This window comes from Dyadobacter soli (genome assembly GCF_900101885.1).
GTDB classification, from domain to species: domain Bacteria; phylum Bacteroidota; class Bacteroidia; order Cytophagales; family Spirosomataceae; genus Dyadobacter; species Dyadobacter soli.
Genome location: NZ_FNAN01000008.1, coordinates 150,885 through 176,943, shown reverse-complemented (window position 1 = coordinate 176,943; position 26,059 = coordinate 150,885). Strand labels below are relative to the sequence as shown.

Annotated in this window: 24 protein-coding genes; 14 read left to right on the top strand and 10 right to left on the bottom strand. The window is 49.9% G+C overall.

Translation table 11 applies throughout. The features are described from left to right. The first annotated feature begins 3 nt into the window (after positions 1-3). The gene (locus BLQ88_RS14430) at positions 4-1,473 is read left to right on the top strand and encodes a nicotinate phosphoribosyltransferase (protein ID WP_090151093.1); all 1,470 of its coding nucleotides are present in this window, start codon (positions 4-6) and stop codon (positions 1,471-1,473) included. A 10-nt stretch (positions 1,474-1,483) separates the two neighbouring features. Next, the gene (locus BLQ88_RS14425) at positions 1,484-1,717 is read left to right on the top strand and encodes a DUF3820 family protein (RefSeq protein WP_090151562.1); all 234 of its coding nucleotides are present in this window, start codon (positions 1,484-1,486) and stop codon (positions 1,715-1,717) included. 111 nt (positions 1,718-1,828) lie between these two features. Here the strand turns inward: BLQ88_RS14425 and BLQ88_RS14420 are convergent, their stop codons facing one another. The 3 genes from BLQ88_RS14420 to BLQ88_RS14410 all read right to left on the bottom strand — a co-directional run bounded on the left by BLQ88_RS14420 (position 1,829) and on the right by BLQ88_RS14410 (position 5,878). Continuing rightward, positions 1,829-4,639, bottom strand: a complete 2,811-nt coding sequence (locus BLQ88_RS14420; RefSeq protein ID WP_090151090.1) for a M16 family metallopeptidase — start codon at positions 4,637-4,639, stop codon at positions 1,829-1,831. Positions 4,640-4,693: 54 nt separating this feature from the next. Then, positions 4,694-5,317, bottom strand: coding sequence for a GyrI-like domain-containing protein (locus BLQ88_RS14415; protein WP_090151087.1), 624 nt, complete (start codon positions 5,315-5,317; stop codon positions 4,694-4,696). Between the two features lie 78 nt (positions 5,318-5,395). Next, positions 5,396-5,878 (bottom strand): hypothetical protein, encoded by a 483-nt coding sequence (locus BLQ88_RS14410; protein WP_090151084.1) that lies wholly within the window; start codon positions 5,876-5,878, stop codon positions 5,396-5,398. A 168-nt stretch (positions 5,879-6,046) separates the two neighbouring features. Here BLQ88_RS14410 and BLQ88_RS14405 point away from each other — a divergent pair, with 168 nt between their 5' ends. Continuing rightward, positions 6,047-7,339 carry a glycosyltransferase family protein gene (locus tag BLQ88_RS14405; protein WP_090151081.1) on the top strand — a complete coding sequence of 431 codons (1,293 nt, stop codon included), beginning with the start codon at positions 6,047-6,049 and terminating at the stop codon, positions 7,337-7,339. On the opposite strand, the gene BLQ88_RS14400 is transcribed toward BLQ88_RS14405, so the two are convergent. Further along, positions 7,311-10,280: a DNA polymerase III subunit alpha gene (locus tag BLQ88_RS14400; RefSeq protein WP_090151079.1), complete on the bottom strand. Its 2,970-nt coding sequence runs from the start codon at positions 10,278-10,280 to the stop codon at positions 7,311-7,313. The two genes, BLQ88_RS14405 and BLQ88_RS14400, sit on opposite strands and share 29 nt — an antisense overlap. 21 nt (positions 10,281-10,301) lie before the next feature. Then, a complete protein-coding gene (dinB, locus tag BLQ88_RS14395; protein ID WP_090151076.1) occupies positions 10,302-11,531 on the bottom strand; it encodes a DNA polymerase IV in 1,230 nt (409 codons plus the stop codon). Positions 11,532-11,671: 140 nt separating this feature from the next. On the opposite strand from dinB, the gene BLQ88_RS14390 reads away from it, so the two are divergent. Next, a complete protein-coding gene (locus BLQ88_RS14390; protein ID WP_176884999.1) occupies positions 11,672-12,433 on the top strand; it encodes an XRE family transcriptional regulator in 762 nt (253 codons plus the stop codon). A 1-nt stretch (position 12,434) separates the two neighbouring features. On the opposite strand, the gene BLQ88_RS14385 is transcribed toward BLQ88_RS14390, so the two are convergent. Continuing rightward, positions 12,435-14,216, bottom strand: coding sequence for an ABC transporter ATP-binding protein (locus tag BLQ88_RS14385; protein WP_090151070.1), 1,782 nt, complete (start codon positions 14,214-14,216; stop codon positions 12,435-12,437). Between the two features lie 234 nt (positions 14,217-14,450). Here BLQ88_RS14385 and nusB point away from each other — a divergent pair, with 234 nt between their 5' ends. The 6 genes from nusB to coaE all read left to right on the top strand — a co-directional run bounded on the left by nusB (position 14,451) and on the right by coaE (position 18,157). Continuing rightward, positions 14,451-15,617 (top strand): transcription antitermination factor NusB, encoded by a 1,167-nt coding sequence (gene nusB, locus BLQ88_RS14380; RefSeq protein WP_090151068.1) that lies wholly within the window; start codon positions 14,451-14,453, stop codon positions 15,615-15,617. A 99-nt stretch (positions 15,618-15,716) separates the two neighbouring features. Continuing rightward, positions 15,717-16,022: a YtxH domain-containing protein gene (locus BLQ88_RS14375; protein ID WP_090151559.1), complete on the top strand. Its 306-nt coding sequence runs from the start codon at positions 15,717-15,719 to the stop codon at positions 16,020-16,022. A gap of 3 nt (positions 16,023-16,025) precedes the next feature. Further along, on the top strand, positions 16,026-16,484 hold the full coding sequence (locus tag BLQ88_RS14370) for a DUF1573 domain-containing protein (protein WP_090151065.1): 459 nt from the start codon (positions 16,026-16,028) through the stop codon (positions 16,482-16,484). A 24-nt stretch (positions 16,485-16,508) separates the two neighbouring features. Further along, positions 16,509-16,808 (top strand): preprotein translocase subunit YajC, encoded by a 300-nt coding sequence (gene yajC, locus BLQ88_RS14365; RefSeq protein WP_090151062.1) that lies wholly within the window; start codon positions 16,509-16,511, stop codon positions 16,806-16,808. A 92-nt stretch (positions 16,809-16,900) separates the two neighbouring features. Continuing rightward, positions 16,901-17,518, top strand: a complete 618-nt coding sequence (locus BLQ88_RS14360) for a YbbR-like domain-containing protein (protein ID WP_090151059.1) — start codon at positions 16,901-16,903, stop codon at positions 17,516-17,518. Positions 17,519-17,545: 27 nt separating this feature from the next. After that, on the top strand, positions 17,546-18,157 hold the full coding sequence (coaE, locus tag BLQ88_RS14355) for a dephospho-CoA kinase (RefSeq protein ID WP_090151056.1): 612 nt from the start codon (positions 17,546-17,548) through the stop codon (positions 18,155-18,157). On the opposite strand, the gene BLQ88_RS14350 is transcribed toward coaE, so the two are convergent. Genes BLQ88_RS14350 through BLQ88_RS14340 form a run of 4 tightly spaced genes read right to left on the bottom strand, consistent with a single transcriptional unit; the run spans position 18,154 to position 21,529 of the window. Next, positions 18,154-19,995: a DNA polymerase III subunit gamma/tau gene (locus BLQ88_RS14350; RefSeq protein ID WP_090151053.1), complete on the bottom strand. Its 1,842-nt coding sequence runs from the start codon at positions 19,993-19,995 to the stop codon at positions 18,154-18,156. The two genes, coaE and BLQ88_RS14350, sit on opposite strands and share 4 nt — an antisense overlap. Positions 19,996-20,033: 38 nt before the next feature. Further along, entirely contained in the window at positions 20,034-20,876 is an 843-nt protein-coding gene (locus tag BLQ88_RS14345; RefSeq protein ID WP_229212696.1) for a glycoside hydrolase family 16 protein, read from the bottom strand. A gap of 33 nt (positions 20,877-20,909) precedes the next feature. Then, a complete protein-coding gene (locus BLQ88_RS36740; protein ID WP_176884994.1) occupies positions 20,910-21,086 on the bottom strand; it encodes a hypothetical protein in 177 nt (58 codons plus the stop codon). A 2-nt stretch (positions 21,087-21,088) separates the two neighbouring features. Further along, positions 21,089-21,529, bottom strand: a complete 441-nt coding sequence (locus BLQ88_RS14340; protein ID WP_090151046.1) for a DUF6934 family protein — start codon at positions 21,527-21,529, stop codon at positions 21,089-21,091. A gap of 150 nt (positions 21,530-21,679) precedes the next feature. Between BLQ88_RS14340 and BLQ88_RS14335 the strand changes: the two genes are divergently transcribed. The 4 genes from BLQ88_RS14335 to BLQ88_RS14320 all read left to right on the top strand — a co-directional run bounded on the left by BLQ88_RS14335 (position 21,680) and on the right by BLQ88_RS14320 (position 26,034). Continuing rightward, entirely contained in the window at positions 21,680-22,681 is a 1,002-nt protein-coding gene (locus tag BLQ88_RS14335; RefSeq protein WP_090151043.1) for a GSCFA domain-containing protein, read from the top strand. A 57-nt stretch (positions 22,682-22,738) separates the two neighbouring features. Further along, positions 22,739-23,845: an Mrp/NBP35 family ATP-binding protein gene (locus BLQ88_RS14330; protein WP_090151040.1), complete on the top strand. Its 1,107-nt coding sequence runs from the start codon at positions 22,739-22,741 to the stop codon at positions 23,843-23,845. Positions 23,846-23,913: 68 nt separating this feature from the next. Further along, entirely contained in the window at positions 23,914-24,171 is a 258-nt protein-coding gene (locus tag BLQ88_RS14325) for a NifU family protein (RefSeq protein WP_090151037.1), read from the top strand. Positions 24,172-24,333: 162 nt separating this feature from the next. Beyond that, positions 24,334-26,034, top strand: coding sequence for a D-alanine--D-alanine ligase family protein (locus tag BLQ88_RS14320; protein WP_090151034.1), 1,701 nt, complete (start codon positions 24,334-24,336; stop codon positions 26,032-26,034). Positions 26,035-26,059 lie beyond the last annotated feature (25 nt).

Below are 26,059 nucleotides of genomic sequence, written 5' to 3'. Positions count from 1 at the left end.
GAAATGATCAACCAGCTATACGACACGTCGATGAGCCTTTTGACGGACTTGTACCAGCTCACTATGGCCTACGGCTATTGGAAATCGGGCAAGGCGGAGCAGGAGGCGGTTTTTAACCTCTATTTTAGAAAACACCCTTTTCAGGGCGGATTTACCGTTGCTGCCGGCCTAAGCAGCGTGATCGAATATTTACAGGAATACCGTTTCAATGACGAGGACCTGGCCTACATTGCCTCGCTCACCGGCAGCGACGGTAACCGGCTTTTCGACGACGGTTTCATCGATTACCTGCGAAAAATGGAGCTTCAATGCAGCATCGACGCCATTCCGGAAGGCACCGTAGTCTTTCCTAATGAGCCGCTCCTTCGCATTCAGGGGCCGATTTTGCAATGCCAATTACTGGAAACACCACTCTTAAATCTCATTAATTTCCAATCGCTCGTGGCCACCAAAGCCGCCCGCATGCGCCTGGTCGCGAAGGAAGATGCTTTGCTCGAATTCGGTTTGCGCCGCGCCCAGGGGCCAGACGGAGGCGTCACAGCCAGCCGTGCGGCCTATATCGGTGGATTTGATGCCACTTCCAATGTACTGGCGGGCAAATTGTACGGCATTCCCGTTAAGGGCACGCATGCGCACAGCTGGGTAATGTCGTTCGATAGCGAATTGGAAGCTTTTGAAACCTACGCGAAGCACATGCCCAACAATGTGACTTTGCTCGTGGATACCTACGACTCCCTTAACGGCGTGCGCCATGCGGTGGAAGTAGGAAAGCAGCTCCGCGCACAAGGGCACGACCTGGGTGGTATCCGCCTCGATTCGGGCGACCTTGCGTATCTGAGCATCGAAGCGAGGAAAATCCTGGACGAAGCCGGTTTTGAAAAGACCAATATTGTGGCCAGCAACGACCTCGACGAATACATTATGGACAGCCTGAAAATCCAGGGAGCGAAAATAAATGTGTGGGGAATCGGTACAAAACTCGTCACGGCTTATGATCAGCCGGCATTGGGCGGAGTTTTTAAGCTCGCGGCGATCCGTACGGAATCCGGCGAGTGGGATTACAAACTGAAATTGTCGGAGCAGGCGATCAAGGTATCGACGCCTGGCATTCAGCAGGTTCGGCGGTTCAGGGATGCGAATGGTTTTGTGTCCGATATGATATTCAACACCGAAACGCCGCTGATCGGCAAAGCGACGATGGTGGATCCGTATGATTTTACAAAAAATAGGTCATTCGACGAGTCAGTGCATTACGAGGATTTGCTCGTCCCCGTTTTCGCGAAAGGTCAGCTGATCTACAAATTGCCGTCCGTACACGACACGCGGGCGCGTTTGCAACAGCAGCTGGCACATTTTTATAAGGGAATTAAAAGATTTGTAAACCCGCATACCTATCCGGTAGGGCTAGAAAAGGAATTATTTGATTTAAAAACCAACCTGATTTTTAAACTTCGCGCCGGCAACGAGGCGTGAAACCATGCGTATGCAAGAGTTAACACATCCGAACAGCGAGATCCTCAAAGATCTGATTAACTACAAAATGCCTTTCGGCAAATACAAGGACTGCGTCATCGCCGACCTCCCCGTATCCTACCTCGAATGGTTCTACCGCGAGGGTTTTCCATCCGGCAAGCTGGGCATGCTGCTCGGTACCATGCTGGAAATCAAGATGAATGGGTTGGAATCTCTGATCCAGGGACTGCGGAAGGTAGCGTAGCATCATATCAGATACAGGTACAACACAAAGCGGATCCGGGGCAATGCTCCGGGTCCGCTTTGTATATATGGGTATCATGTGTGGCCGGGATAGCCAAAGTCTCAGGGCCAACTACTTCTTCTCGGGCATCAGCACCACTTTGATGAAATTGTCATCATTAAAATACTTCTGCGCTGCGGCTTTGGTACTTGCCACGGTTACCGATTTGAGTAACCGGTCCTGTTCGAAGATTTCATTCAGGTCGTCGCCGAGGAATGTGTTATCGTCGAGGTAATCGAGCCAGAAGCCGTTGGTTTTGAGTGCGGTTTCTGTTTTGCGCTGGGTTTCGGCCACGAATTTCTCAATATCCTTCTGGTCCGCACCATTTGTTTTGATCTTGCTGACCTCCTCCTGCGCCCTTTTTACCAGTTTGTCCACATTCTCGGGCGCGCAGCCAAAGCCGATGGAGAACCTGTAATGACCGGTCGGGAATTTGTCGGTACCTTCTGAAACGCTCACACCGTACACGCCGCTTTCCTCCTCGCGCAGCGATTCGATCAGTTTAATCTGCAAAATCTCCTGCAATGCTTCGATCTGGATGTTGTTCTCCGGGTTATAGTCATATTCGCCGCTAGAAACGAGAGTTACCCGGCTTTTTGGCTCCAATCCTTTGTAAATCACCTTCTCCACACGGCCTTTCGGCGGGTAAATATTCGGGTGACTGAACGTATCGTCGCGGTCGCTGGATGGCAGGCTGCCCAGGTATTTCTCGATCAATGGCTTGATGGTCTCCGGTTTGAATGCCCCTACAATTGTAAATACAAAATCGGACGCGTCGGCGAAGCGGTTTTTGTAAATTTCAAATGCCCGGTCGAGACTCACTTTGTCGACGCTCTCGGGTTTCAGCGGCTGGCGTTTCGGATTGTGGCTTGTCAGTACCGCATTCAGGGAGTCTGAGTAAACTTTTTCCGGGGTCAATGTTTTTTGCATATTTTCCAGATAGGCCTTTTGGTTGGCCAATATGCCGGTTACCACATCGGCATCCTTCCGCGGTTCCGTGAAATAGGCATAGATCAGCTGCATGGTGGTTTCGAGGTCCTTCGGATTGGTATTGCCCCCAATGCCTTCCGTAAGCTCGCTCACGTACGGGCCCGCGCTGGCGGTCTTGCCCGCGAGGAATTTTTGGAGCTGTGTCTGGTTGTAGGGCCCCACACCGCCCGATTGTACGAGATAGCTGGTAAAAATACCCGTTTCGCGCTCATCGGGGAAAAGGGAATAGCCGCCTTTCGCCGTCGCTTTGATCAGGATTTCGTCGTTTTTAAAATCGGTGGGTTTCAACAAAACCTTCACCCCGTTTGAAAGCGTAAGTTCGGTGACGCCCAGTTTGTCGAGCGTCTTTTCGCTTGTGATTTTGCCGGGCGTAGGCTCCGCTTTCAGTAACGGTGCATCGACAACGTCGTCTACATAAGCAGTTACATCCTTGCCGGCCTCATTCAGCAATGTGCGGATCTCCGCTTCTGTGGGAAGCGCGTCCTTGCTTTTTTCAGGCCCCATAATGACCACGGCCCTGTTTTTATCGGTAATGTATTTTTTGGCAAGACCATTGATCTCCGCCAGCGTTACGCCGTCGAGATGCTTCTTGACAAATTCGAAATATGCCTCGGCGCCCATGAATGCTTTCTCGTGAAGGAAATGGTTCAAATATTCCTGCACGTGGTTGGCCGATTTCGTCTTGTCACGCTCTTTGTAATCTTCTTCGACGGCATTATAAAAGTCCTTTTTAGCACGATCGAGCTCGGGCTGCGTAAAACCGAATTTCTGAACCCTTGCATTCTCTTCGAGTAAGGTCGTCAACGCGGTTTTCATCGAAGCAGCGTCTTTGGCGAGCGCAATGGAGGTGTAGGAATCCAGGTTTCCCAGGAAATCGCCATACTGGCTGGCCCCATACAGGAATGGCGGATTGGCCTTTTGGGTCAGTTCCTGCATACGCTGGCCCATCATGGCATTGTACAGCTCCTGCGCAAAGTCGTTCCGCACATCCTGCAACGACTTCTCCTTGACACTAGGCTGTTTGTAAATTAGTTGGATGAGGTTCTGCGGATATTCAGAATCGGTTACGATCGCCACTTTCGTGGAGCCGTCGAGCGGAATATCGTAGCGAATGCGTTTTTTAGGATTAACAGGCGGCTTAATGGAACCGAATTTCTGTGTGATCAATGCTTCCACTTTCGCGACATCGAAGTCACCTACCGCGATGACGGCCATCAGATCCGGACGGTACCAATCCTGGTAAAATGCCTTGATCGTCTCCGGCTTGAAGCTTTTCAGAATGCTGTCTTTCCCTATCGGCAGCCGCTCGGCGTAACGTGAGTTGTTGAGGATTACTTTCAGGAATTTGTCGCGCATACGCTGCTGTGCGCCGCGGCCCATGCGTGATTCTTCGAGCACCACACCACGCTCTTTTTCGATTTCGGAAGGATCGAGCAATGCGCCATTCGCCCAATCTTCCAGCACTTGAATGCCCTTTTCGAGCAAGCCGGCCGAGTCGGTCGGGATGGGAAGCATGTAAACAGTTTCATCGAAGCCGGTATAAGCATTCAAATCCGCTCCGAAACGGACCCCGGTTTTTTGCAGGAAATTGACGAGTTCATTTTTGGGAAAATGCGTGGTACCATTGAAATTCATGTGCTCCATGAAGTGCGCCAGCCCCTGCTGCGCATCGGTTTCCAGCACCGAACCCGCTTTTACAGCCAGCCGGAGCTCCGCCCGGTTCTTCGGTTCCGCATTCTTTTTAATGTAGTAGGTAATTCCGTTTTTCAGTTTTCCTGTTTTTACACTGGGATCGAGAGGGATTTTTTGAGTGCTCAGGCCTTGCGCGTGTACAGTCGCGACAGAAACCACACCCCATCCGGCCAAGCATAATGCTATGAACGCCTTTTTCATTTTTCTGATTTTAAATTTGATGAATTCAGGAGGGGCGAAAGATATTGAAATAATCTATTTAACCGGCTCGCGCAAAATGGTTTTTAATTTGTCGGGCGAGGTCTTGCGAAAATCCGACAAATAAATTTCATGATGCAGCCCATTCCGCCCCAGATTGTGCGCCGTCATAAACTCCATCAGCTTTGCCAGAGTCGCCGGTTCCGTATCGAACGGGCCGGTATGAAGCATTTGCACAGCTTTCCCTTCTTCCATTTCAAAATACGACACTTCCCTGATTTCCGTCATGCCTTTGGAAGCGTAGCACTCTGCCACCGCCGACTCGACATCTTTTTGCGTGATGAAATCCGGAATGCGGATCAGCAGCCGGTACTCCCATTCGCTGCGCGGAATGGTCTGGGGAGCGTTGTCGATGGTTGCATTCTGGTAACGGCTCTCGTCGTACCACCACAAACCTTCCAGTTTGGCCACCACAAAGTCCTTACCTTTTGCTTTGAACGCGAATTTCAATGCGTAAGCGACCGGGTAAATCGCCTGGATTTTCTGACTAAATTCCTCGCCGGATGGGTCGCCTTTGCCCTGAATGGACAGGTATTGCGCTTTTTCAATGTCGACCAGTTCGGGTTTCGGTTTCGCGGTGTAGTAATGTTTGAATTGTTTGGCAAGATCCAGTTTTTCCATGGCTGTCGTGGTTTCAGGTTGATAATGACGGCAATAAATAACCATTCATTGACAACGGTATGGCAACAACCTTAAAAATTATTCAGCCGACGGACATTCAACAGGCTTGAAACTGAGACCTTTCTTAAAATCCAGTTTCGACCGATCCGAGAAAATCATTACCCCGGCTGAATCTTTCACATCGCCGAAACCTTCCACCCAATTCTGGCCTGTTTTCAGAAACACCACTTCCCTCACCGACTGTGTGCCTTCGGATGCGAATGTATAATGCGCAAAAATCGTATCTCCCGACATTGTTCCACTCAGTTTCCCTTCGTTGCGGTCTTTTTCGAAAATAGCATAGGAAAGCTTGCCGGAAACGCGCTGGCCCGCGATTTCGAGGTTAAGAAAAGCCGAATCCTTCCGGACTTGATACGCAAAACATTGGTTAGTTGGACCTATTGCGATCGTACTTTTGATCGAGGAAGTATCGTCGGATGCATTGTTTTCTGAACCGGATTTGCCCGAGCATGAGCAGATAAATACGGCTGCGAATAATGCGAGTGTGTTACGTATTGTCATAATGGCTTAACAATGAATAGTTTGTAAAATAACCGGAAGTTGCTAGTTTTATACGATTCTTCAAAAACAGACTAAAAACGGAAATGTAACCGGAGAAGTATTCTGGCTGCATAATCAATTTGCATACCCACTACCCGAAGGATGTAACCCCCGCAACACGTCCGATTTATGTCTGAATTCAAGATTCCCGGCGTGCAGCTTGTCGCCCACAATGCTGTGCTCAGAAAATACCTTACCAAAAGCCCGCGCCACGTTCTCGCGCTATTGGTGGTGCTGGTTTACCTGGCACTGGAAAGCTACTACCTGTTTTTTCGCTTTCACAGCCACATCCAGGACCTCGCTTTTTATCAAAGCGTCGCCTCGAAAATGTTGGACGGGCAAATCCCATTTCGTGATTTTCGCGTCGATTACCCCGTTTTTTCACTTGTTCCAATTCTACTTCCGGGTATTTTGAGCCAGCTGGCGGGAGGCTCGTTTGAAAGCTATGTTTGCTGGTTTGTATTGCAAAACCTCGCGTTGGGCGCTCTTATGGCGCGAATTATAGCCAAGTCGGACGCCGGCGGCAAAGCGCTTCCCCGCTTCCTGATCGCGACGCTTTTCGCTTTTCCGGTGTTCCTTTTTCGCTTTGACCCTTTCCCGGCAATGCTGACGACGCTTGCCGTGGCTTACGTTTCAGGTAAACCGTTCTTTTCGGGAATGTCGCTGGTCGCCTCCGTGGCTGCGAAACTTTACAGCATTGTATTGTTTCCGGTGTTTGGGCTATATTATTTGTTCAATAGTGAATTAAGGAAAATGCTTCGATTAGCCGCTGGTGCCGGTTGTCTGGGCGCATTGATTTTCGGCTGCATCGCCTGGGCTAAAATGGACACCGCCCCGGATTTTATGCGCTACCACCTGCTGCGCGGCATTCAGATCGAGAGCCTTGCCGGTGGTATTTTGTTGCTTTTAGAGCAGACAGGGATCGTCGAGCTCGATGTAGCGCATAATTTCGGAGCGATGCACCTCGTTACGCCGCTATCGGGCCTTGTTTTAAAGTGTATCAATTTGGTTATGCCGGCCTGCTTCGTAGGGATGGCGATTTTTCTCTGTTTTGCATTCTATAAGATATCTTCGGCGGGCGGCAGCATTACATTCCGGCAATTGAATGCAGCGGCGGCGGCACAAATACTGCTATTCATACTGCTCAATAAAGTCCTTTCGCCACAGTACCTGATCTGGCTGTTACCGCTGATACCCTTTTGCAGGTTCAGGGCGTCGCTGATCTTCATGGCTGCATTGATGCTCACGATCCTGATATTTCCCGGACATTATTATCACCTCATTTCAAAACAATTGCTAATGGTCGTTACGCTGAATATCCGTAACGGCCTGTTGATATGGCTTTTTATGGAATTACTTCTGGAAGTCGCTCCCCTGTGCAACAGGCGCGGAACTACCGCTCGGCCGACTCCATCCGTGTAATTTCCGCTACTTCCACCGTTAAAAAACCGAACTCTTCCGTCACCACACCGCGGATTTTGTAAACACCCTTCACCGATCCATTCACTTTGGCGGCAGCCGTAGGGAAATGCACGGTATCGATAAATTGCCCTTCATAATCCAGGAACGTGCCGAACTGCATCGACTCGCCTCGCGCCGTTCGGGTATTTTTCAGCGCCACCAGATAGCCGTATTGCACCACTTCCTGGTTCACGTAATCATGCAGATCGCGCGACATGACGCTTTTCGGCAATGCATTTTTGAGCAGATTGAACGGGCTGCAAAGCGGAAAGCCGAGCAGCTCGATCTGGTCATAAGCATCGTCGAGAATAGAGGAATGGAACTCAGGCAGTTCAAAATCTTTGATTTCTGTGTGGAACAATTGCTTTTGCGGTACCTTCACAGGCGTGGTACTGAGCCGGAAATGTGCCTTCCAAAGCAGCGTTTTCTTGCCGATACCTGTAAACCGGAATGCATCAATCCGGATGAGGATCGTCAATTGTTCGATCGAAATAGGTACACGGTCCAGGAAGTCGTTCAGCGAGGTGAACGGGCCGTCTTGTGTACGTGCGCTAAGGATCTTTTCAATGGTTTTGGCCTCCAATGCATTCAAAAACTGCATACCGAGGTAAATTTCATGGCCTTCGATGGTCGCCTGCGCTTCGCTGTGGTTTACGCAGGGCGCATGTACAAGCGCACCGAGCATGCGCGCCTCGTGTATGTACAGCTCGGGCGCGTAAAAGCCGCCGCCATTGTTGAGAACGGCTACCATGAATTCCAACGGGAAATAGGCTTTCAGGAACAATGTCTGGTAGCTTTCGACGGCATACGACGCGGAGTGCCCTTTGGCGAATGCAAATCCGGCGAAACTGGCGATCTGGTTCCAGATTTCCATAGTCATTTCCTCATCATAACCCTTGCTCCGGCAGTTTTTGAAATACTTCTTCTTAACCCGCTCGAACTCCTCGCGCCCGCGAAACTTGCCGCTCATGCCGCGCCGGATCACATCGGCCTCCCCGAGCGTAAGGCCCGCAAAGTAATGCGCCACCTTGATCACGTCTTCCTGGTACACCATTATGCCGTAAGTCTCTTCCATCAGTTCCAGCAGGCGCGGGTGTGCTTCGTTCCGTTTTTCGGGATGGCGATGGCGCAGGATGTACTCGCGCATCATACCGCTTTTGGCCACGCCCGGCCGGATAATGGAGCTCGCCGCCACGAGTCCGAGGTAGTTGTCCACTTCCAGTTTTTTCAAAAGCATCCGCATGGCCGGTGATTCCACGTAGAAACAGCCAATGCATTGCGCCTGCCGGATCAGGTCATTGATCTTCGGGTCGGTTTTGAATTTTCTTACGTCATTAATATCGAAGTCAGCAGCTTCCGGCCGGTTATAACGGATGATTTCAAGTGTTTCCTTGATCTTAGCCAACCCGCGCTGACCCAGAATGTCATATTTGTTCAGGCCGACATCTTCCGCGATCACCATATCGAACTGCGTCGTCGGAAAGCCTTTCGGCGGGACGTCGGTTGCCGTAAAATAATGCATTGGCCGCTCCGAAATCAGGATGCCGCCCGCGTGAATGCTCAAATGGTTCGGCTGGTTGTTACCTTGAAAGTAATCGGCGTACCGGACGACCAGCCCGGAAAGCTGATCCAGCTTTTTAGGATCGTACTTGCCGTTGCTCAATGCATCGATCTCATATGCGGGCAAACCGAATACCTTTCCAAGCTCGCGTACGGCAGAACTGTGCTGAAAAGTGCTGTACGTCGCCAGCAATGCCGCCTGACCATTTTTGCCATAAGTATCAAAAATATAGCGCGTCACATCCTCGCGATCGCGCCAGGAGAAATCGATGTCGAAATCGGGCGGGTTTTTGCGATGCAAATTGATAAACCGCTCGAAATACAGGTCCAGCTCGATAGGGTCGACATTGGTAATGTTGAGTAAATAGGCGATAATGCTGTTCGCCCCGCTCCCACGGCCGACGTAGTAATAGCCCTTGCGGCGGGCGTAGTTCACAATGTCCTGGTTGACCAGGAAAAACGGTACGAAATTCTGTTGCCGGATCATGTCTAGCTCTTTGGCAATGCGGTCGAAAATTTCGTCGGTGATATTGTCGCCATACCGATAACCAAGCGCCTCGTAGCTCATCGATCTCAGCCGTTTGAAATCTTCCTCTTCGCTTTTGCTGAACACTTTCAGGTTCTGATGCTCGCGTTCGTTGCCGAAACTGAAACGGATATTGCATTCGTCCATCAGCTTTCGGGTGTTTTCAAGGATCGCGCGGAAGTCTTTTTGTTTGAAATGATATTCCAGGACTTTCGCCTGTACGATCTGCTCGTTCTCTTTGCCGGTTTCGGAAACAGCCAGCTTGCTCAATAGCGTATTACCGTCGATCGCGCGCAGCAAGCGGTGTGCATTGAAATCTTTTTTGTTTCGAAACGTAACCGGCTGCTGGATCACCAGCCTGTCCATAAAGCGGTGCAGCGGCGAATAATGCAGTTTATCCAGCTCCTGCATCGAAATGCCGATGTATTCGTTAGGCCGGAACTGCTCGCGGCGTTCTTTGTTGATCTTTTCAAAAGGATAAATAAATGCCACATTCTCCATCTCCGGCGCGCGGTCGGGGAATGGGGCATCCGCCAATTTCTGGGCCGACAAATAGGTGTTCAATGCCTGGAAACCACTGTTATTCTTGGCTAATGCCACAAACTGCTGCGTTACCCCGTTCCGGAAATCGATCCCGATAATAGGTTTGATATCGAACCTCGGCGCCATGCGGATAAAGTTCAGGCACCCCGACGTGTTGTTAATGTCCGTCAGCGCGACACAGTCGTACCCATTCTCCCTGCAAAGCGCAAGAAGTTCATCCTCAGGAATCGTCCCGAATCGAAGGCTGAAATAAGAGTGGCAGTTGAGTAACATGAGTATTTAAAGGAAACGTCGCTAGGCATTCCTATGCGCCGGGATAATAGGCGGCTCGCCGTTGAAGGAGTTTCCCATAGCGCCGATGTCCGAGATTCCCATTGTGCTGGCCCAGGTCAGGATCTGGTCGCCGTCTTTGTTGTACGCGTATTTGGTTTTAATGTAATCCATAGCCTGGTAGAGGTTCAGCCGCTCTTCGGTATCGTCGAAAAGGTTGATCTGATAGTTTCCCGTCACCAGGTCGCTGAAACTGACCCCTACCAATCTCACCATCATCCGCCGGTTGTAAAGCTGGTCGAAGAGCCGTTCGATATGCGGAATGAGCACATGATCAGCCGAGGTGTAGGCGATTTTCAGCTGTTTGGAGAAAGTGTTGAAATCGGAATACCGGATTTTGACCGAAACACAAGAAGTGAGCTTTTCGCCCGTACGCAACTGAAACGCCAGCGTTTCCGCCATTGCCCGTACCATTTCCCGCATTTTTCGGACATCACCCGTGTCCTTCCCGAAAGTCCGCTCGCTGGAAATCGATTTGCGTTCGTGAAATGGGACAATAGGAGAGTTGTCGAGCCCGTTGGCGCGGTTCCAGAGTGCGATGCCGTTTTTACCCAGCACCTGTCCCATGATCTCCATCGGCATTTCCTGGATCGTCTTCACGTACCTAATTCCCAGGTTTCGAAGCGTCTGATCCATTTTTTCGCCTACCATCGGTATTTTCTGTACTTCCATCGGCGCCAGGAATGTCTTTTCCGTACCGGGGTCTACTTTAAGCTGATTGTTCGGCTTAGCTTCCCCGGTCGCTACCTTGGATACCAGCTTGTTGGTCGATAGCCCGAACGAAATTGGCAGGCCGGTTTCCCGGATAATGCGTTTCCGCAGGTCGGTGGCCATGCCGTAGCAATCGAAATATTTCTCCATGCCCGACAAATCGGCGTAAAACTCATCGATACTCGCTTTTTCAAACACCGGCACATTCTGGCTGATGATCTCGCTCACTTCTTTCGAGTGCCTGGAATACGTTTCCCCATTCCCGCGAATGACCGTCGCCTCCGGACAGAGCATACGGGCCATCTTCATGGGCATGCCCGAATGCACGCCAAACTGCCGCGTTTCATAGCTGCAAGCCGACACCACGCCACGGTCGCCGGTGCCACCTACGAGAATGGGCTTGTTTTCAAGCCGGCTGTCCTGCTTGCGCTCTACGGATACGAAAAAGGTATCCAGGTCAAAATGTAATATCGCACGGTCCACTGCTGTTTGGAGTTTTTACAAAATTATGGATTTAATCCAAATATATGGATCATATCCATTTAGTAAAAGGAAATATTCCAAAATATTTTGTATGTTTGAGGAGTCAAGACATTGTCAACCGGTAATCATCGCACATGCTTATGGCTATTGATGAAGAATTCAGGCGTTTCAAACAAATCAGGGAGGAGCTCAATCTGACCCAGGCGGCATTTGCCGAAGAACTCGGGATCAGCGCCACCACTGCGGACATCGAACGCGGGCGTACGCGCATACCCGGGCAGGTAGTGAAAGAGCTGCTCAAAAAATACAATATCAATCCGCTCTGGCTGTTTGGGGATAGTCCGCAGAAGTACCTTTATGCGGATAAGGTCTTCGTCAATCCAAAGGTTGTGACGGTCGATCAGGCCGGTAAGGATAACATTGTGCTGGTCAGCGCGAAGGCTGCCGCCGGTTATCCCAACAATATTGGCGACGCTCAATGGTTTGAAGCATTGCCTGCCTTCACGATCCCGCTGCCGGAATACCGCAATGCTACATTCAGAGGTTTTCAGGTGGATGGGGACAGTATGACGCCCGCGTTGCAGTCGGGTGAATGGATCTGGGCGCGCGCGGTTGATGATTGGGACACGCTGAATGACAAGTATATGTATGTAGTGGTGACGGTCGACAGCGTGCTGGTCAAAAAGATCCGGAAAGAGAAGGATTCGTCTTTTGTGAACCTCATTTCGCTGAACCCCGATTACGCTCCGATCCGCGTCGACCGCAACGAGATCCGCGAAGTATGGCAGGTGAATAGCAAATTATCCTTCGGTTTGGAAGAAGATAAAACGGAAGTGAGTTTGCAAAGCCTGCATTTGGAAATGCGGGAATTGCGGCAGGAAATGAAGAAGCTGATTAAGTAATTTACACCTCTTCTGAGATCAACTGCTTCTCATACAGTTCTTTATAAGCGCCATTCAATGCCATGAGCTCTGCATGAGTGCCTTGTTCGACAATGCGGCCGTCGTCCAGAACTACGATTTTATCGGCGAGCTTAGCGGAGGAGACGCGGTGTGAAATGATCACGGAAGTGCGCTGGTCCATGATCCGCTTCATGTTGTTGAGGATGATGTTCTCGGTGTTGGTATCTACCGCTGAAAGACAGTCGTCGAGGACAAGAATTTTTGGGTCGCGGGCAATGGCGCGGGCGATCGAAAGGCGTTGTTTCTGGCCACCGGAAAGCGTAATGCCCCTTTCGCCGAGCATGGTTTCGTAGCCTTGCGGGAAGTCTTTGATGTTGTTATACAAATCGGCGTCTTTCACAGCCTGCTCTATCCTTTCAAAAGGCATATCTTCCGTGCCGAACCGGACGTTGTTCTGAATACTGTCCGAAAAGAGGAACACGTCCTGCGGGACGTAACCGATCTGGCGACGGTAGCCGCGGACTTCGTAGTCCTTCATCGGAATGTCGTCGATCAGGATCTGGCCTTCGGTAGGATCGTAAAGGCGGCACATTAAATGCGCTAATGTACTTTTTCCCGAGCCCGTCGTGCCGAGGATTGCTACGCTTTCACCCGCTTCGATTGTCAGATCAAAATCATGCAACGCTTTAATGCCCGAATCGGGGTAAACGAAGCCAACGTGGCGGAAGGTGACCTTGCCATTCACAGTTCTGCTGACGTTTTTCTCAGATACCAGCGTCGTTTTTTCATCCAAAAATTCATTGATCCTGAGCTGCGACGATGCGGCGCGCTGGATCTGGCTCGTAGTCCAGCCCAATGCCATTACCGGCCAGGTAAGCATATTCACATACAATATGAACTCGGTAATGTTACCCGGTGTGAGGCGGCCGTTGATAATTTCCTGACCACCAATAAAAATGACCAGGATGTTACTCAGACCTATCAAAAGGACAATCATCGGGTAGAAGAATGCATCGACTTTGGTAAGACCGAGTGATTTGTTTTTGAAAACTTCGGCCTCCTTTTGAAAATTGGTATAAGACCGGTCCTCCTGTACGAAGGATTTGATCACGCGTATACCTGAAAATGCTTCCTGTACATAGGTCGATAATGCGGAAAGTTGCTTTTGAATTTCCTGCGAACGCTTCATAATCATGCTGTTGACTATGTATACACTCACCGAAAGTACAGGCAATGGCAGTAGCACGTAGAGCGTCAGCTTCGGACTGACGGAGACCATATAAGAGATCACCAGGAAAAACAGCACGATGAGGTTAATGCCGTACATCAGTGCCGGGCCGACGTAAATGCGGACGTTGCTGACATCTTCCGAAATGCGCGCCATAAGGTCGCCCGTGCTGTGGCGGCGGAAAAAGGCGGCGGGAAGCGTCTGGTAATGCTTGTAAATATCGTTTTTGAGCTCGAATTCGATGTGGCGTGACATGACGATGATCGTTTGCCGCACCAGGAAAAGGAATATCCCTTTGAGCAGTGCCATGAGCAGGATCAGGAAGCCGTAGAGCAGAATGCTGAACGCAAAAATGTCATACATATCACTTTGCAGCGATACGCCATTGTAGAGGTAATAAATATCCAATGTCTCGATCACCAGGTCGAGCGCATAACGCACGAGCTGGGCGGGGATAATGCCGAAAAGGTTCGAGATGATCGTAAAAATGATACCCAGGATGAGGTACCATTTATATTTCCACAAATATTTATTGAGAGATTTTAATGCTTTCACCGGTTCAGATTTTGATCAGCCGTGCTGGACGCTTTCTAGCCAACATCCTATTTTACCAAAACGTTGCAAAATTAAAACGACGCGTCCCAATTTTCCGATTGTGAACAAAATAGTCTAATTTTGCGGTCGATTTTAAAAACAATCCATGCGGGGTACAGCACAGAATGGCCTTGCAATACATGCAGACACGTTCTTTGATTTACTGTACCTTTTATCCAAATAGTATTCCGGCTTATGCTGAATAGAAGATTACTAAGAACCAAGGCGGTTCAGGCACTTTATGCGCGGCAACTTACAGCCGATGCGAACCGTTTACTGGCACTCGATCAGATTGAAGAGGCATTTGCTCCCGACTTGAACTCGATGGAGTTTCAGGACAAAAAGAAGCTCTCGGGCATGAAGCGGCTCGCGAACATGACGCTCGACGAGTTTATCAAGAATGGTAAGCCGAACGGCGACGAAGAACTTCCCGATCGGGTGCTGAGAGTGGCCCAATCGGCCTATGAAGCATACAACCGGCAGACGAATACGGATGGAGAAAAACTCGTTAGAAGGGTTTTGAATGAAACGGAGACGATTTACGTCGACTTTATCAGAATCCTGTCGATGCTGATTGAACTAGCACACCAGGCAAAAATCGACCGCGAGCGCAGGTACGAAGACCCCGAGGCGCCATTCCCGAAAGATTCAGGACTGGATACCAACCGGGTGATCAAGGTTTTGCAGGAAGATAAGGCGCTGGAAGAGGAGATTATCCGCAGCGGTATCAACTGGACCAACGAAATGAACCTTATCCGGAAGATTTACCGGGAGGGTTTGCGGAAGGACGAAACCTACGAAACATATTGCAAATCGGCGACGCATACGCCGGAGGAGGACCAGGAGCTCATTCAGCACATTCTGCGTCAGATTATCCTCAAACACGAGGTTTCACTCGATTACCTCGAACAACGCGACCTTTACTGGGCAGACCACAGCGAGCTGATCCGCAGCCTTGCGATCAAAACTTTGCGTACTGCCGATTTAGCACATACATTTCAGCTTGCACCTCTGACCAAGGATTGGGAAGAAGATCGGGCATTTGTGGAAGAACTTTGCAAAATCGTGGTGAAGGAAAGCGACCAGTACGATGTTTATCTGGATGACCAGCTGAAAAACTGGGAGCTGGAAAGGATCGCATTGGTAGATCTTATTATCCTCAAAACAGCCCTTGCCGAGCTCATTCATTTTCCGGGTATCCCCGTGAAAGTCACCATTAATGAGTTTATTGAGATCGCAAAAAGGTACAGTACCCCAAAAAGTGGTAAGTTTGTGAATGGCGTCCTGGACGTGCTTTCGGTGAAACTTGCCAAAGAAGGCGTGATCAGAAAAAGCGGGCGTGGATTGATTGATAATAAGTAAAAGCTGCCGAAATTGGGGCCGGGTATAATGGAACAATTTTTGGAAGCCATTATAAATACATGAGCTGACACCCGTTTGCAGCAAAAAACAGCAGAAACCATGAGTAAAACGAGTAATAGTTTAATCGCTTTCCTGACAGGCTGTGCCACCGGCGCAGCATTGGGTATCCTTTATGCTCCCGACAAGGGGGAGGTTTTGAGGACACAACTCACATACAGACTGTCCAAATACCGTGAAAAACTGCAAGAGGTCATCCAGGACCTGGTTGATAAAAAAGACCAGCCCGATAACTTTTCCAGAACAGAAGGCGAACGTGTGGTGAACGATGCCCGCGAGAAAGCTGAAAAATTGCTGGAAGATGTGGATCGCCTGATGGCGCAGATCAAGGGCCAGGCCAGTGAATGACCTATGAAAAAAATAGCCCTTTTCGCGTTTCTGGGATTAGCGGTGGCTTTTTCTGGCTGCTCCAAAAATGAAAAGAATGGTGAACAAAAACAGGCAAATTCAAAACTGCCTGTTTTTGCTTTGATCGATAGCACCGAATATGATTTCGGGACGATCCAGGAAGGCGCCATTGTGGAGCACGAATTCAAATTCCGCAATGATGGCGAATACCCGCTGATCCTCAACAATATCAGTTCATCATGCGGGTGCACGACGCCAGAATGGCCGAAAGACCCGATCGAACCAAACCAGACTTCGAGTATCAAAGTCCGTTTCGATAGTAAGCACAAGGCAGGTCCGCAGGTTAAAACAATCACTGTTTATGCCAATACCGACCCGGCCAATACCGAATTGAGGCTGAAAGGCATCGTAAATGCGGCACCGCAGCCGGTAGCAGCTGATTCGGTAACGGCGAAGAAGTAACATTTTTACAACCCATCTACTACAATGAATTATTCTATTTTAGCACAAGCAGCCGGCGGCTCACAAGGTATGATTTATCAGGTCGTAATGTGGGTCGGCATCATCGGGGTATTCTATTTCTTCATGATCCGTCCGCAGCAGAAAAAGCAAAAGGAACAGAAAGAATTGCTTAATAACCTGAAAAAGGGCGACCAGGTGGTAACGATCGGCGGTATCCACGCGAGAGTTTACACTGTGGAAGAAGCGACGGTTACGCTTGAGTTGGATAAAGGAGTGAAGCTAACGGTCGAGAAATCAGCTATTTCGCGTACCATTGCCGGGTAAAACTAATCATTGTTGTGAGTCAAGTCCCACCCAATCAGAACAAGATCAAAACATTCATAGGATGCTTGCTTGCAGCATCCTTTTTTTGGTTAATGAATGTTCTCAACAAAGAGAATTATTCTCTAAAGCTGAATTACCCGTTATCGATCGAGTACGATAATTCAGCTTATGTGCCGATGCAGCCGCTTCCCAAACGGATTTCGGTGAATGTAACAGGGGATGGCTGGACTTTGCTTCAAAAGTCGTGGCTGAATTTCAATGCCAATCCGGTTGTGTACCGTGTCCAGAACCCGACTGTATCGAGCTTCATCAACTCTACCACACTTACCGACCAGATTACGGACATGTTTCCGAACCTGCACGTCAACTATGTGGTGGCCGATACATTTGAACTGAATTTCGAGCCCAAAATCAGGAAAATCATTCCAATCCGCGTGGATAGCGTGGGCATCGATGTGCGTGAAGGTTATGTGATTTCCAGCTTTATCAATGTCTCGCCGTCGCTTATTTCGGTCGACGGGCCGGTTTCGCTGATCAAAACTTTCCCGGATACGATCAAAGTACGCGTACCGACACCGAAAATCCAGAACAATTACGACGAAAGCCTGCCCATTCCGCTCCCGGTTTCCCCGCTCGTAGAAGTGAGCCACCGCGACGTGTACGTGAGCTTCGAAGTGGCCCAATTCCTTACTGCCCCGCCGCAGGAATAGTTTAATCCTCATTTGACTGACGACCGCATGGAACTTCCGCTTTTGATAGGTGTCACCGGTGGGATCGGTTCTGGCAAAAGTATGGTTTGCAGGCTGTTCGAATGCCTGGATGTTCCTATTTACTATGCCGATAGCCGTGCAAAATGGCTTACCAATAACGATCCGGAAATTCGCGAAAAGGTGACAGCTTTGCTTGGGCCGGAAGCTTATGATAGCGCAGGGCTTTACAATACACGGTTTGTGGCGTCCAGTGTTTTCAATAATGAGCCTTTGCTTAAAGCATTGAATGCCATTATCCACCCGGTTGTGCTGCGCGATACCAAAGATTGGGTGGCGCAAAATGCAGGACTTCCTTACGTGGTAAAGGAGGCGGCCATCATGGCGAAAGCGGGACAGGCCAATTCGGTGGATTATGTGGTGGTAGTGGAAGCGCCGGTCGGGTTGCGCATTCAAAGAATATTGCAACGCGACAAACGTACCGAGCAGGAAATCAGGGCGATTATCGAGCGGCAGGTTTCGGATGACTCCCGGCGAGAGATAGCCGATTATATTGTTAACAACGATGATACTTCCGAGCTGATACCGCAAGTGCTGCATTTGCACAGCACTTTTCTGAAAGCAAGATCTTCAAAGTATTAAAAATCCACATCCAGCCCCAGCGCCTGCTTCAATTCGAGTAGATAGGGGTTCTTTTCAGCCATGAAGTTGAATTTCTCGGCCGGTGTGTAGGGGAGCCTGTTCACCTCCTGGGGCGCTACACGGGGATTAATGTCCAGCTTCGACGCGTCCAGCCGTGCTTTCAGGAAACCCAGCAACTCATACCGCATATTCATTACCGCATCCTGCTGATGATCATTATCGAGCGCAATTTCGATTGTGCTGCCGTTCAGCTGAATTTCACGGTTCAATGTGATTTGCTCCGTCGTGGAATTGCCGGTTTGCAGGCGTTTCTGAGAGAATTCGTACCAAAAACGTTGCAAGTTTGCGAGCGTCAACTCTTCCTTTTTCGCTCCGTTTGGAACCGATGCATAATCTGTCGAAGGCTCGGCATTAGTTTGCTTTGCAGGCTGCTGCGTAGGCGGCGTGAGCGACTGGGTGAGTGAAACGGTTGTCTTGAGTCTCGATGGAGCAGCTTGCTGAGGTGCTGCTTGCTGGGGAGCGCTCTGCTGTGGTGTTGTTGGGTGTGATGCGGCTATGGGTTGTGCGGGCGCATTCGCGTAGGCATTGCCATTCGACGGCTGGCCGTTAGTCGGTGCGGCGGGTTGCGGGGCTGGTGCTGCAACTGCCGGTGCCACCGCGCCTGATTGGTTCAGGGATTGTTGGGGCTCAACTTTTTTTTTTGCCGTTTCATCAACGGCTGCAAGAGAATGAAGTTGAAGAACCTGGGGCAAATTGGCGAGTTTCATGAGACAGATCTCCACATGCAACCGCTGGTTTTTCGCCGATTTATAATTGATATCGCATTGCCCGGTAATGCTCAGCGCCGAAAGCAGGAAGCTGAGATCGGCCATCAGGGACTGTTCGAGGTATTTACGCTCGGCCGATTCGGAAACCTGCAACAGGGTAACCGTCGCGGGGTCTTTGCACACTAGCAGGTTCCGGAAGTGTTCCAGCAAGCCGATCACAAACAGGTGCCCGTCGAATCCTTTCCGGAGTATTTCATCAAAAAGCACCAGCGAGCGTGCAATGCTGCCGGCTGTAAGCGCATCGGTGATTTTGAAATAGTAATCATAATCCAGAATGTGCAGGTTTTCCAGCACCGCCGCGTAGGTGAGGTGGTTGTTGGTAGAAAACGTCACATTCAAATCGAACATCGAAAGCGCATCCCGCAAACCGCCGTCGGCTTTCTGGCCGATCAGTTCGAGTGCTTCGTGTTCGGCATTAATGCCTTCTTTTTTGGCAATATCCGCTAAATGGTGTGCAATGTCTTTCGACTGAATGCGGTTAAAGTCGAAGATCTGGCAGCGCGACAGGATCGTTGGAAGAATCTTATGCTTCTCCGTCGTAGCCAGGATGAAAATCGCGTACGAAGGCGGCTCTTCCAATGTTTTCAGGAATGCATTGAATGCAGCCTGCGAGAGCATGTGCACCTCATCGATAATATAGATCTTGTACTTGCCGGTTTGGGGTGGGTAACGCACCTGGTCTATCAGGTTACGAATGTCCTCTACCGAGTTGTTGGAAGCCGCATCGAGCTCATGGATATTAAAGGAAGCGTTGTTCTGGAAGCTCACGCAAGATTCGCATTCACCGCATGCTTCTACATCGTCGCCCAGGTTCTGGCAGTTGATGGTTTTAGCAAGAATCCGCGCACAGGTCGTTTTCCCTACACCGCGGGGACCGCAGAAAAGGAAAGCTTGTGCGAGGTGATTGGTGCGAATGGCATTCTTTAATGTAGTAGTGATGTGTGACTGACCCACCACCGAATCAAAGGTGACGGGACGATACTTCCTGGCCGAAACAACGAAATGATCCATGGTGCAAGATACTTCCGGGCACTGGATTTTCAAAGCCGCTACTTCGTCACAAGCGGGTACACGCGCACGTAATCGACCTCCATTTTTTGCGGGAAAATGCTGTCATCCACGCCCTTTTGCCCACCCCAGTTACCTCCGACTGCGATATTTAAAATTAAATGAAAAGGCTTGTCGAACGGCCATTCCGGCCATTGGTAGTTGACTTCTTTTTTGAAGGTGAAATAGGCATTGCCGTCCACCAGGATTGTGACGGCCTCGGGCGTCCATTCGCAGGTGTACACGTGGAAATCCTCCGAGAGACCCTTCACGACGATATTGTTACCCTTGTTCGTTTTGATAGCATGGTTGAATGCCTTCGTGTGAATATTCCCATGCAACTTGTCCTGATCGAATCCGACGTGCTCCATAATATCGATCTCGCCATTATCCGGCCAGCCTTTGTTACCATATTCGCTTCCGCTCGCCAGCATCCAGATGGCAGGCCACGTGCCGCGTCCTTTGGGTAATTTCGCGCGGATCTCGAATTTGCCATAGGTAAAATCTCCCTTACCCTTCGAAATCAACCGTGCAGAGCTATACTGCTGCTTACCCGAAGGCTCCTTAATGGCCGTGATTACCAGATTGCCGTTTTCGACTTTGGCATTCTCAACCTTATCGGTATAGTTTTCCAGCTCATTATTTCCCCAGCCATGGTCGCCGAGGTCGTAGCTCCATTTGGCGGCATCGGGCTTGCCGGGCGTGTTAAATTCGTCCTGCCAGGATGGGGTGGGGGCGAATTCGTATTGGGGCGTAGTTGCCTTTGGCTTTTCGGTGGGCTGGGCGCAGCTGACAGCTGTTGAAATTGCTGTGATGAATGCCGCTAATGTGAGTCGTCGAAACAATGTGATGGTCTCCTAAAAGGTTATGAAACAGCTTTATGCCTTTTGGGTATGTTTTGAACCATCCGCTGGTTTGGAATTATCTGGATGGTTTTCGCGCTTTGGTAGGTTATTGAAGTCAATGTTTTTGACGGCCTCCCCAAGGACCCTTACTTTTTCATCAACTACTTTCTGTTGTTCCGGGGTCAGTTTGAAGTCTTGTCGCTTGTTCATAGCTATAATTTTTTGATAAAATAATGTTCGTAATCTACATTCGGCGTAAAGACAACCACTTCCTGGCTTGCCGTGGTGCCGTATATTTCGTATTTCCCAGTGACGTTGTCGAGCTCACGCGAAATGGCAATCCTGTACAACCTATGCCTGCGAGTGTCGCTCCCACGAAAACTGACAATGGAGTCAGGGAACTGGTTCAAGAAATCACAGATTATTTGAAAGACTGTGGCCAGCACTGTTTGGAGGTCGCCGTTTCTACTTTCCACCTGATCACTAAATGCACCGTTTGCCAAGGGACCAAGCAATGCCACGTTGAATACATTGCTGTTACCAATTCGCTCAAATGAAACAGTTTTTACGATTGTTCTTTTCGTACTTATACTTTCAAATTTATAGATCAGCCCGTCAACGCTGATCTCAAACGGATAGCTCCCTTCACCCATACATTAAACGATTTATAGTGTGCCTGATATTCTGCGCCAAACATATAAAAAAATCCTATAACCCAAATTATAAATTGCTAAACCACAGCATTTAGTGAAATCGTGTGGTTTTCATGCTTAATTTTGTGGTTCGCTTGTCGTTTTTATGTAATGAAGGATATTAAGTTGAGTACGGAAGTTGCCCTGGATGCCCCTGATTGGAAGATTGATCATCAAACCAAAATACTGACCATCGGCTCCTGTTTTGCCGAAGTGCTGGGTGGGCAACTGGCTGATTTCAAGTTTGATGTGCTCAATAACTCGTTGGGTACGGTGTTTAATCCCCTTACCATTTGCAAAATCCTGGATAGCGCGGTGGAGGAGAAGAGACCTAATCCTTCATTGTTCCTGCAAACCCCGGATCATATCTGGCTGCACCACGATTTCCATTCTTCGCAATGGGCAAACGGGCAGGGCGCGCTGGATGCGCAGCTTTCGGATAAGCTGGACGAAATCCGCGAATTCCTCGCAGAAGCAGATTTGCTGGTGATCACACTAGGCACGGCTTATGCTTACCGTCACCGGAAAACCAACCTGATCGTCGGAAACTGCCACAAGGTTCCCAGCGACCGTTTCATCAAAGAGCTCCTGCATTTCGATCAGATCACGATCGCATTTGAACAAATAATACAAAAGCTGATACCCTACAACCGCAAGCTGCGCATCATGCTTACGGTGAGCCCCGTGCGGCACACGCGTGACACGCTTCCGCTCAACCAGGTGAGTAAATCGACATTGCGGCTCGTTTGCCACCGGCTTTCCGAAAAATACAAGCACGTCGACTACTTCCCGTCGTACGAGATAATGATCGACGAATTGCGGGATTACCGCTTTTATAAGGAAGATATGATCCATCCGAGCAGCGTCGCGGAAGAATACATTTTCAATGCATTTGCACGAAATTATATCGATGCCGGTTCAGTGAAATTCATGAGCGAATGGGCGTCCGTTCGCGACACGCTGGCGCATAGGCCGCTGCACGGCCACACGCCCGGACATCTGAAAATGCTGAAATCGTTGTGGGCACGGCTCAATGCGCTTTCACGAAATATTGATGTTTCCGGCGAAATGGAGGAAGTGGAGCGCAGGATCGGAGAATTTCCGGGAATGTGACAAACTCATCGGCGCTATTTCGTGTTGCATAATATAGTCAAAGTACCAACCATAATAATGGGAGAATTTACAATCAATAAAGACAAAGTATTGCAGGCATTGAGTACTGTCGAAGAGCCCGATCTTAAAAAGGATCTGGTGACGCTCGGTATGATCCAGGATATAGAAATCGGTGTAAACCAGGTTAGGTTTACGGTAGTGCTTACAACCCCCGCATGCCCTCTTAAAGAACTGATCCGGAAAAATTGCGAGAATGCGATCCACGAGCATCTGAGCCCGGAGGTAGAAGTGATTATCAAGCTCACAGCGAATGTAACCACGACCCGCCACACAGGCCCGCTGATTCCCGGCGTGAAAAACGTGATCGCGGTTTCATCCGGCAAAGGTGGGGTAGGGAAATCGACAGTGACGGCCAACCTCGCGATGGCATTGCACCGCTCCGGCGCGAAAGTGGGTATTATCGATGCGGATATTTCAGGCCCGTCGATCCCGGTGATGTTTGGCGCGGAAGATATGCAGCCGACGATCACACCGAAAGACGGCAAAAATTACATTAACCCGATCCGCCAGTATGGCATTAAAATGATGTCGATCGGCTTCCTCACACCGCCGGACAGCGCAGTAGTTTGGCGCGGACCGATGGCAAGCCAGGCATTGCGCCAGTTTTTCGGCGATACCGATTGGGGCGATCTGGATTACCTTTTGATCGACCTGCCTCCCGGTACCAGCGACATTCACCTGACATTGGTACAAACCGTTCCCGTAACCGGTGCGGTGGTGGTAACGACGCCTCAGAAAGTGGCCCTGGCGGATGCGATCAAAGGTTTGTCGATGTTCAAGCAGCCGCAAATCAATGTGCCGGTGCTGGGTATCATTGAAAACATGGCCTGGTTCACGCCGGAAGAGCTGCCGGATCACCAATACCATATTTTCGGTAAAGGAGGCGGACAGGCGCTGGCAGATAAATTCGAAGTACCATTGATCGGACAGATCCCGTTGGTACAGAGCATTCGTGAGGCAGGTGACGAAGGTCGTCCTGCCGTAATGGATACCAACCCGATCGTGAACGATGCATTCATGGAAGCGGCCGAGGCATTGGCGCAGCAGATAGCCATCCGCAATGCGTCGCGTGAGAAAACGAAAGCCGTGGAAATCCAGGTTTAGCAGTTAGTAACTGAATGATTTGACTTTTTGGATATAATCTTGCATCTTAGCAGACAGACTTTTTAACAATGGATTCAAAAGAAAAAACCATAGAATTGATCGAGCAGGCGCTCGAAACGGTGCGTCCTTACCTGCATGCAGACGGAGGTGATGTGAAATTGGTGGAGCTGACGGACGACCTGATTGTGAAGCTGGAACTGCAAGGTTCCTGCCAGAGCTGCCCGATGAGCGCCATGACTTTCCGCGCTGGTCTGGAAGAATCGATCCGCAAGGCAGTGCCTTACATTAACAAGGTGGTTTCCTCGAATGTGCCTGAGCTGGCATAACGGCGGAAAACACGTAGCAAATATTGGTCAAAAGCAGTTTCCTGAAGGGGAAGCTGCTTTTTGCGTTTAAATCTGCGCGTTGAATAGCCGGAAATTGATTCATCCCGATTAGTCAGCTATATTGCGGCCATCATTGGAATGCATTAATCAGCAACATCAGACATGCGTATCGGAATTTTTTTTGGAGGTCCTTCCCGCGAAAGGGAGATATCATTTGCAGGCGGTAAAACAGCATTTGAACACCTCGATAAGTCACTTTTTGAGCCCGTGCCGGTTTTTGTAGACAGTTTCGGCAGGTTTATCCTGTTGCAAAAGGAATTGATGTATTCGTCCGAAATCCGGGAATTTTACCCTGCGCCGGGCATTCAAAAAGACGGCTTCAAAACGTACGTCGAGTCCTTCCCGGAGTTGGCGGCGGCCGGCATTCCCGCTGAGATCGGGAAAGAGATCAGTCCTGCCGAATTCAAACAACATTTCGATTTCGTATTCCTGGCTATGCACGGCCCCGATTGTGAAGACGGGGCGATACAGGGTTTGCTGGAATGGTACAAGCTCCCGTACAGCGGTCCCGGTTTGATGGGTTCCGCGGTTGGTATCGATAAAATATTGCAAAATGAAATGATCGCCCTCGTAAACGGGCAGGAGAAGAAAAGCTGGACACTCAAATACAGCCAGTGGGTTCCGCAGGATTACCCGTTGCTGTTCCAGGTTTTGAAAAAGCATTTGGGGCTACCGCTGGTGATCAAGGCGCCGCACCAAGGCTCGTCGATCGGCGTGGCCATCGTGAAGGACGATTCGCTGGAAGAATTCGTGGCGGCTGTGAACCAGTGCTTTTTCCAGATCGAGCTGAATGCTGAAACGTGGAAAGAGCTGGATGAGGCTGAGAAACTCGCCTGGGGGCAAAAAATAGCTAACCTGGACGAAGGAATCGGATTTCCGGTCATTTTAAATGGTAAAACAATCTACCATCCCACGACATTGATCAGCGAGCTGGAAATCTATTTTTCAGAAGGAAATAACCAGGCATTGCTGAGCAGCTCCAATGCGGAAGATCAGGTGCTGGTGGAAGAGTTTGTGAATGGACAGGAGTTTTCGTGCGGCTGCATTCAGTTCGACGACGGTTCGCCGCTGGCATTGCCGCCGAGCGAGGTGATCAAACTGGTGCAGGTTTTTGATTTTAATACAAAGTATAAACCCGGCGCCAGCCGTAAACGTACGCCGGTAGGAACCACGCTCGAAAAGAACCAGGAGATCCAGCAGATGATCGTCGCGACATTCCAGCAATTGGGCATCGACTCCTGCGCACGCATCGACGGTTTCCTCACCGAAAACGGTACCATCCTGCTCCACGACCCGAACACGATACCCGGCATGTCGCCAACCTCCTTCATTTTCAAGCAAATGGCGGAGATTGGTTTAAACGTAACCCAGGCATTGACCTACCTCGTGCGCCAGTCCCTGCGCGAGCGCATACGTACAGGCAAGCACACGTGGGTACTCCGCGCCTTGCTCGCTAAGCTAGACGCCCGCATTACAGCCAACATCGCTGCCGGCAAACCGGCCGAGCAAATCGTTTTCGATGCTACCGACGAAGCATACATCGAAGCGCGGCGCCGCTACGGTTTGCTGAATGCAGGTGGAACAGTAACGCCGGTACCGGTATTGAAAGCCACCGACGGCCAGTTTTACCAGCTGCCCAATCCATTGATGTTCAAAGAGTATGTTGCGGATGTGGAAGAGCTGCTGCACGCGGAACGCCATCCGCTGCTGGTCGAAACCTCGCAAAAGGCGGCTGCGCTGACCCGTTTTTATGCAGGCGAAGTTTCCTATGACATTACCCGAATCGAAAACCCTGCATTGTAATTTAAGTATTCGAAGGTTACTTGTA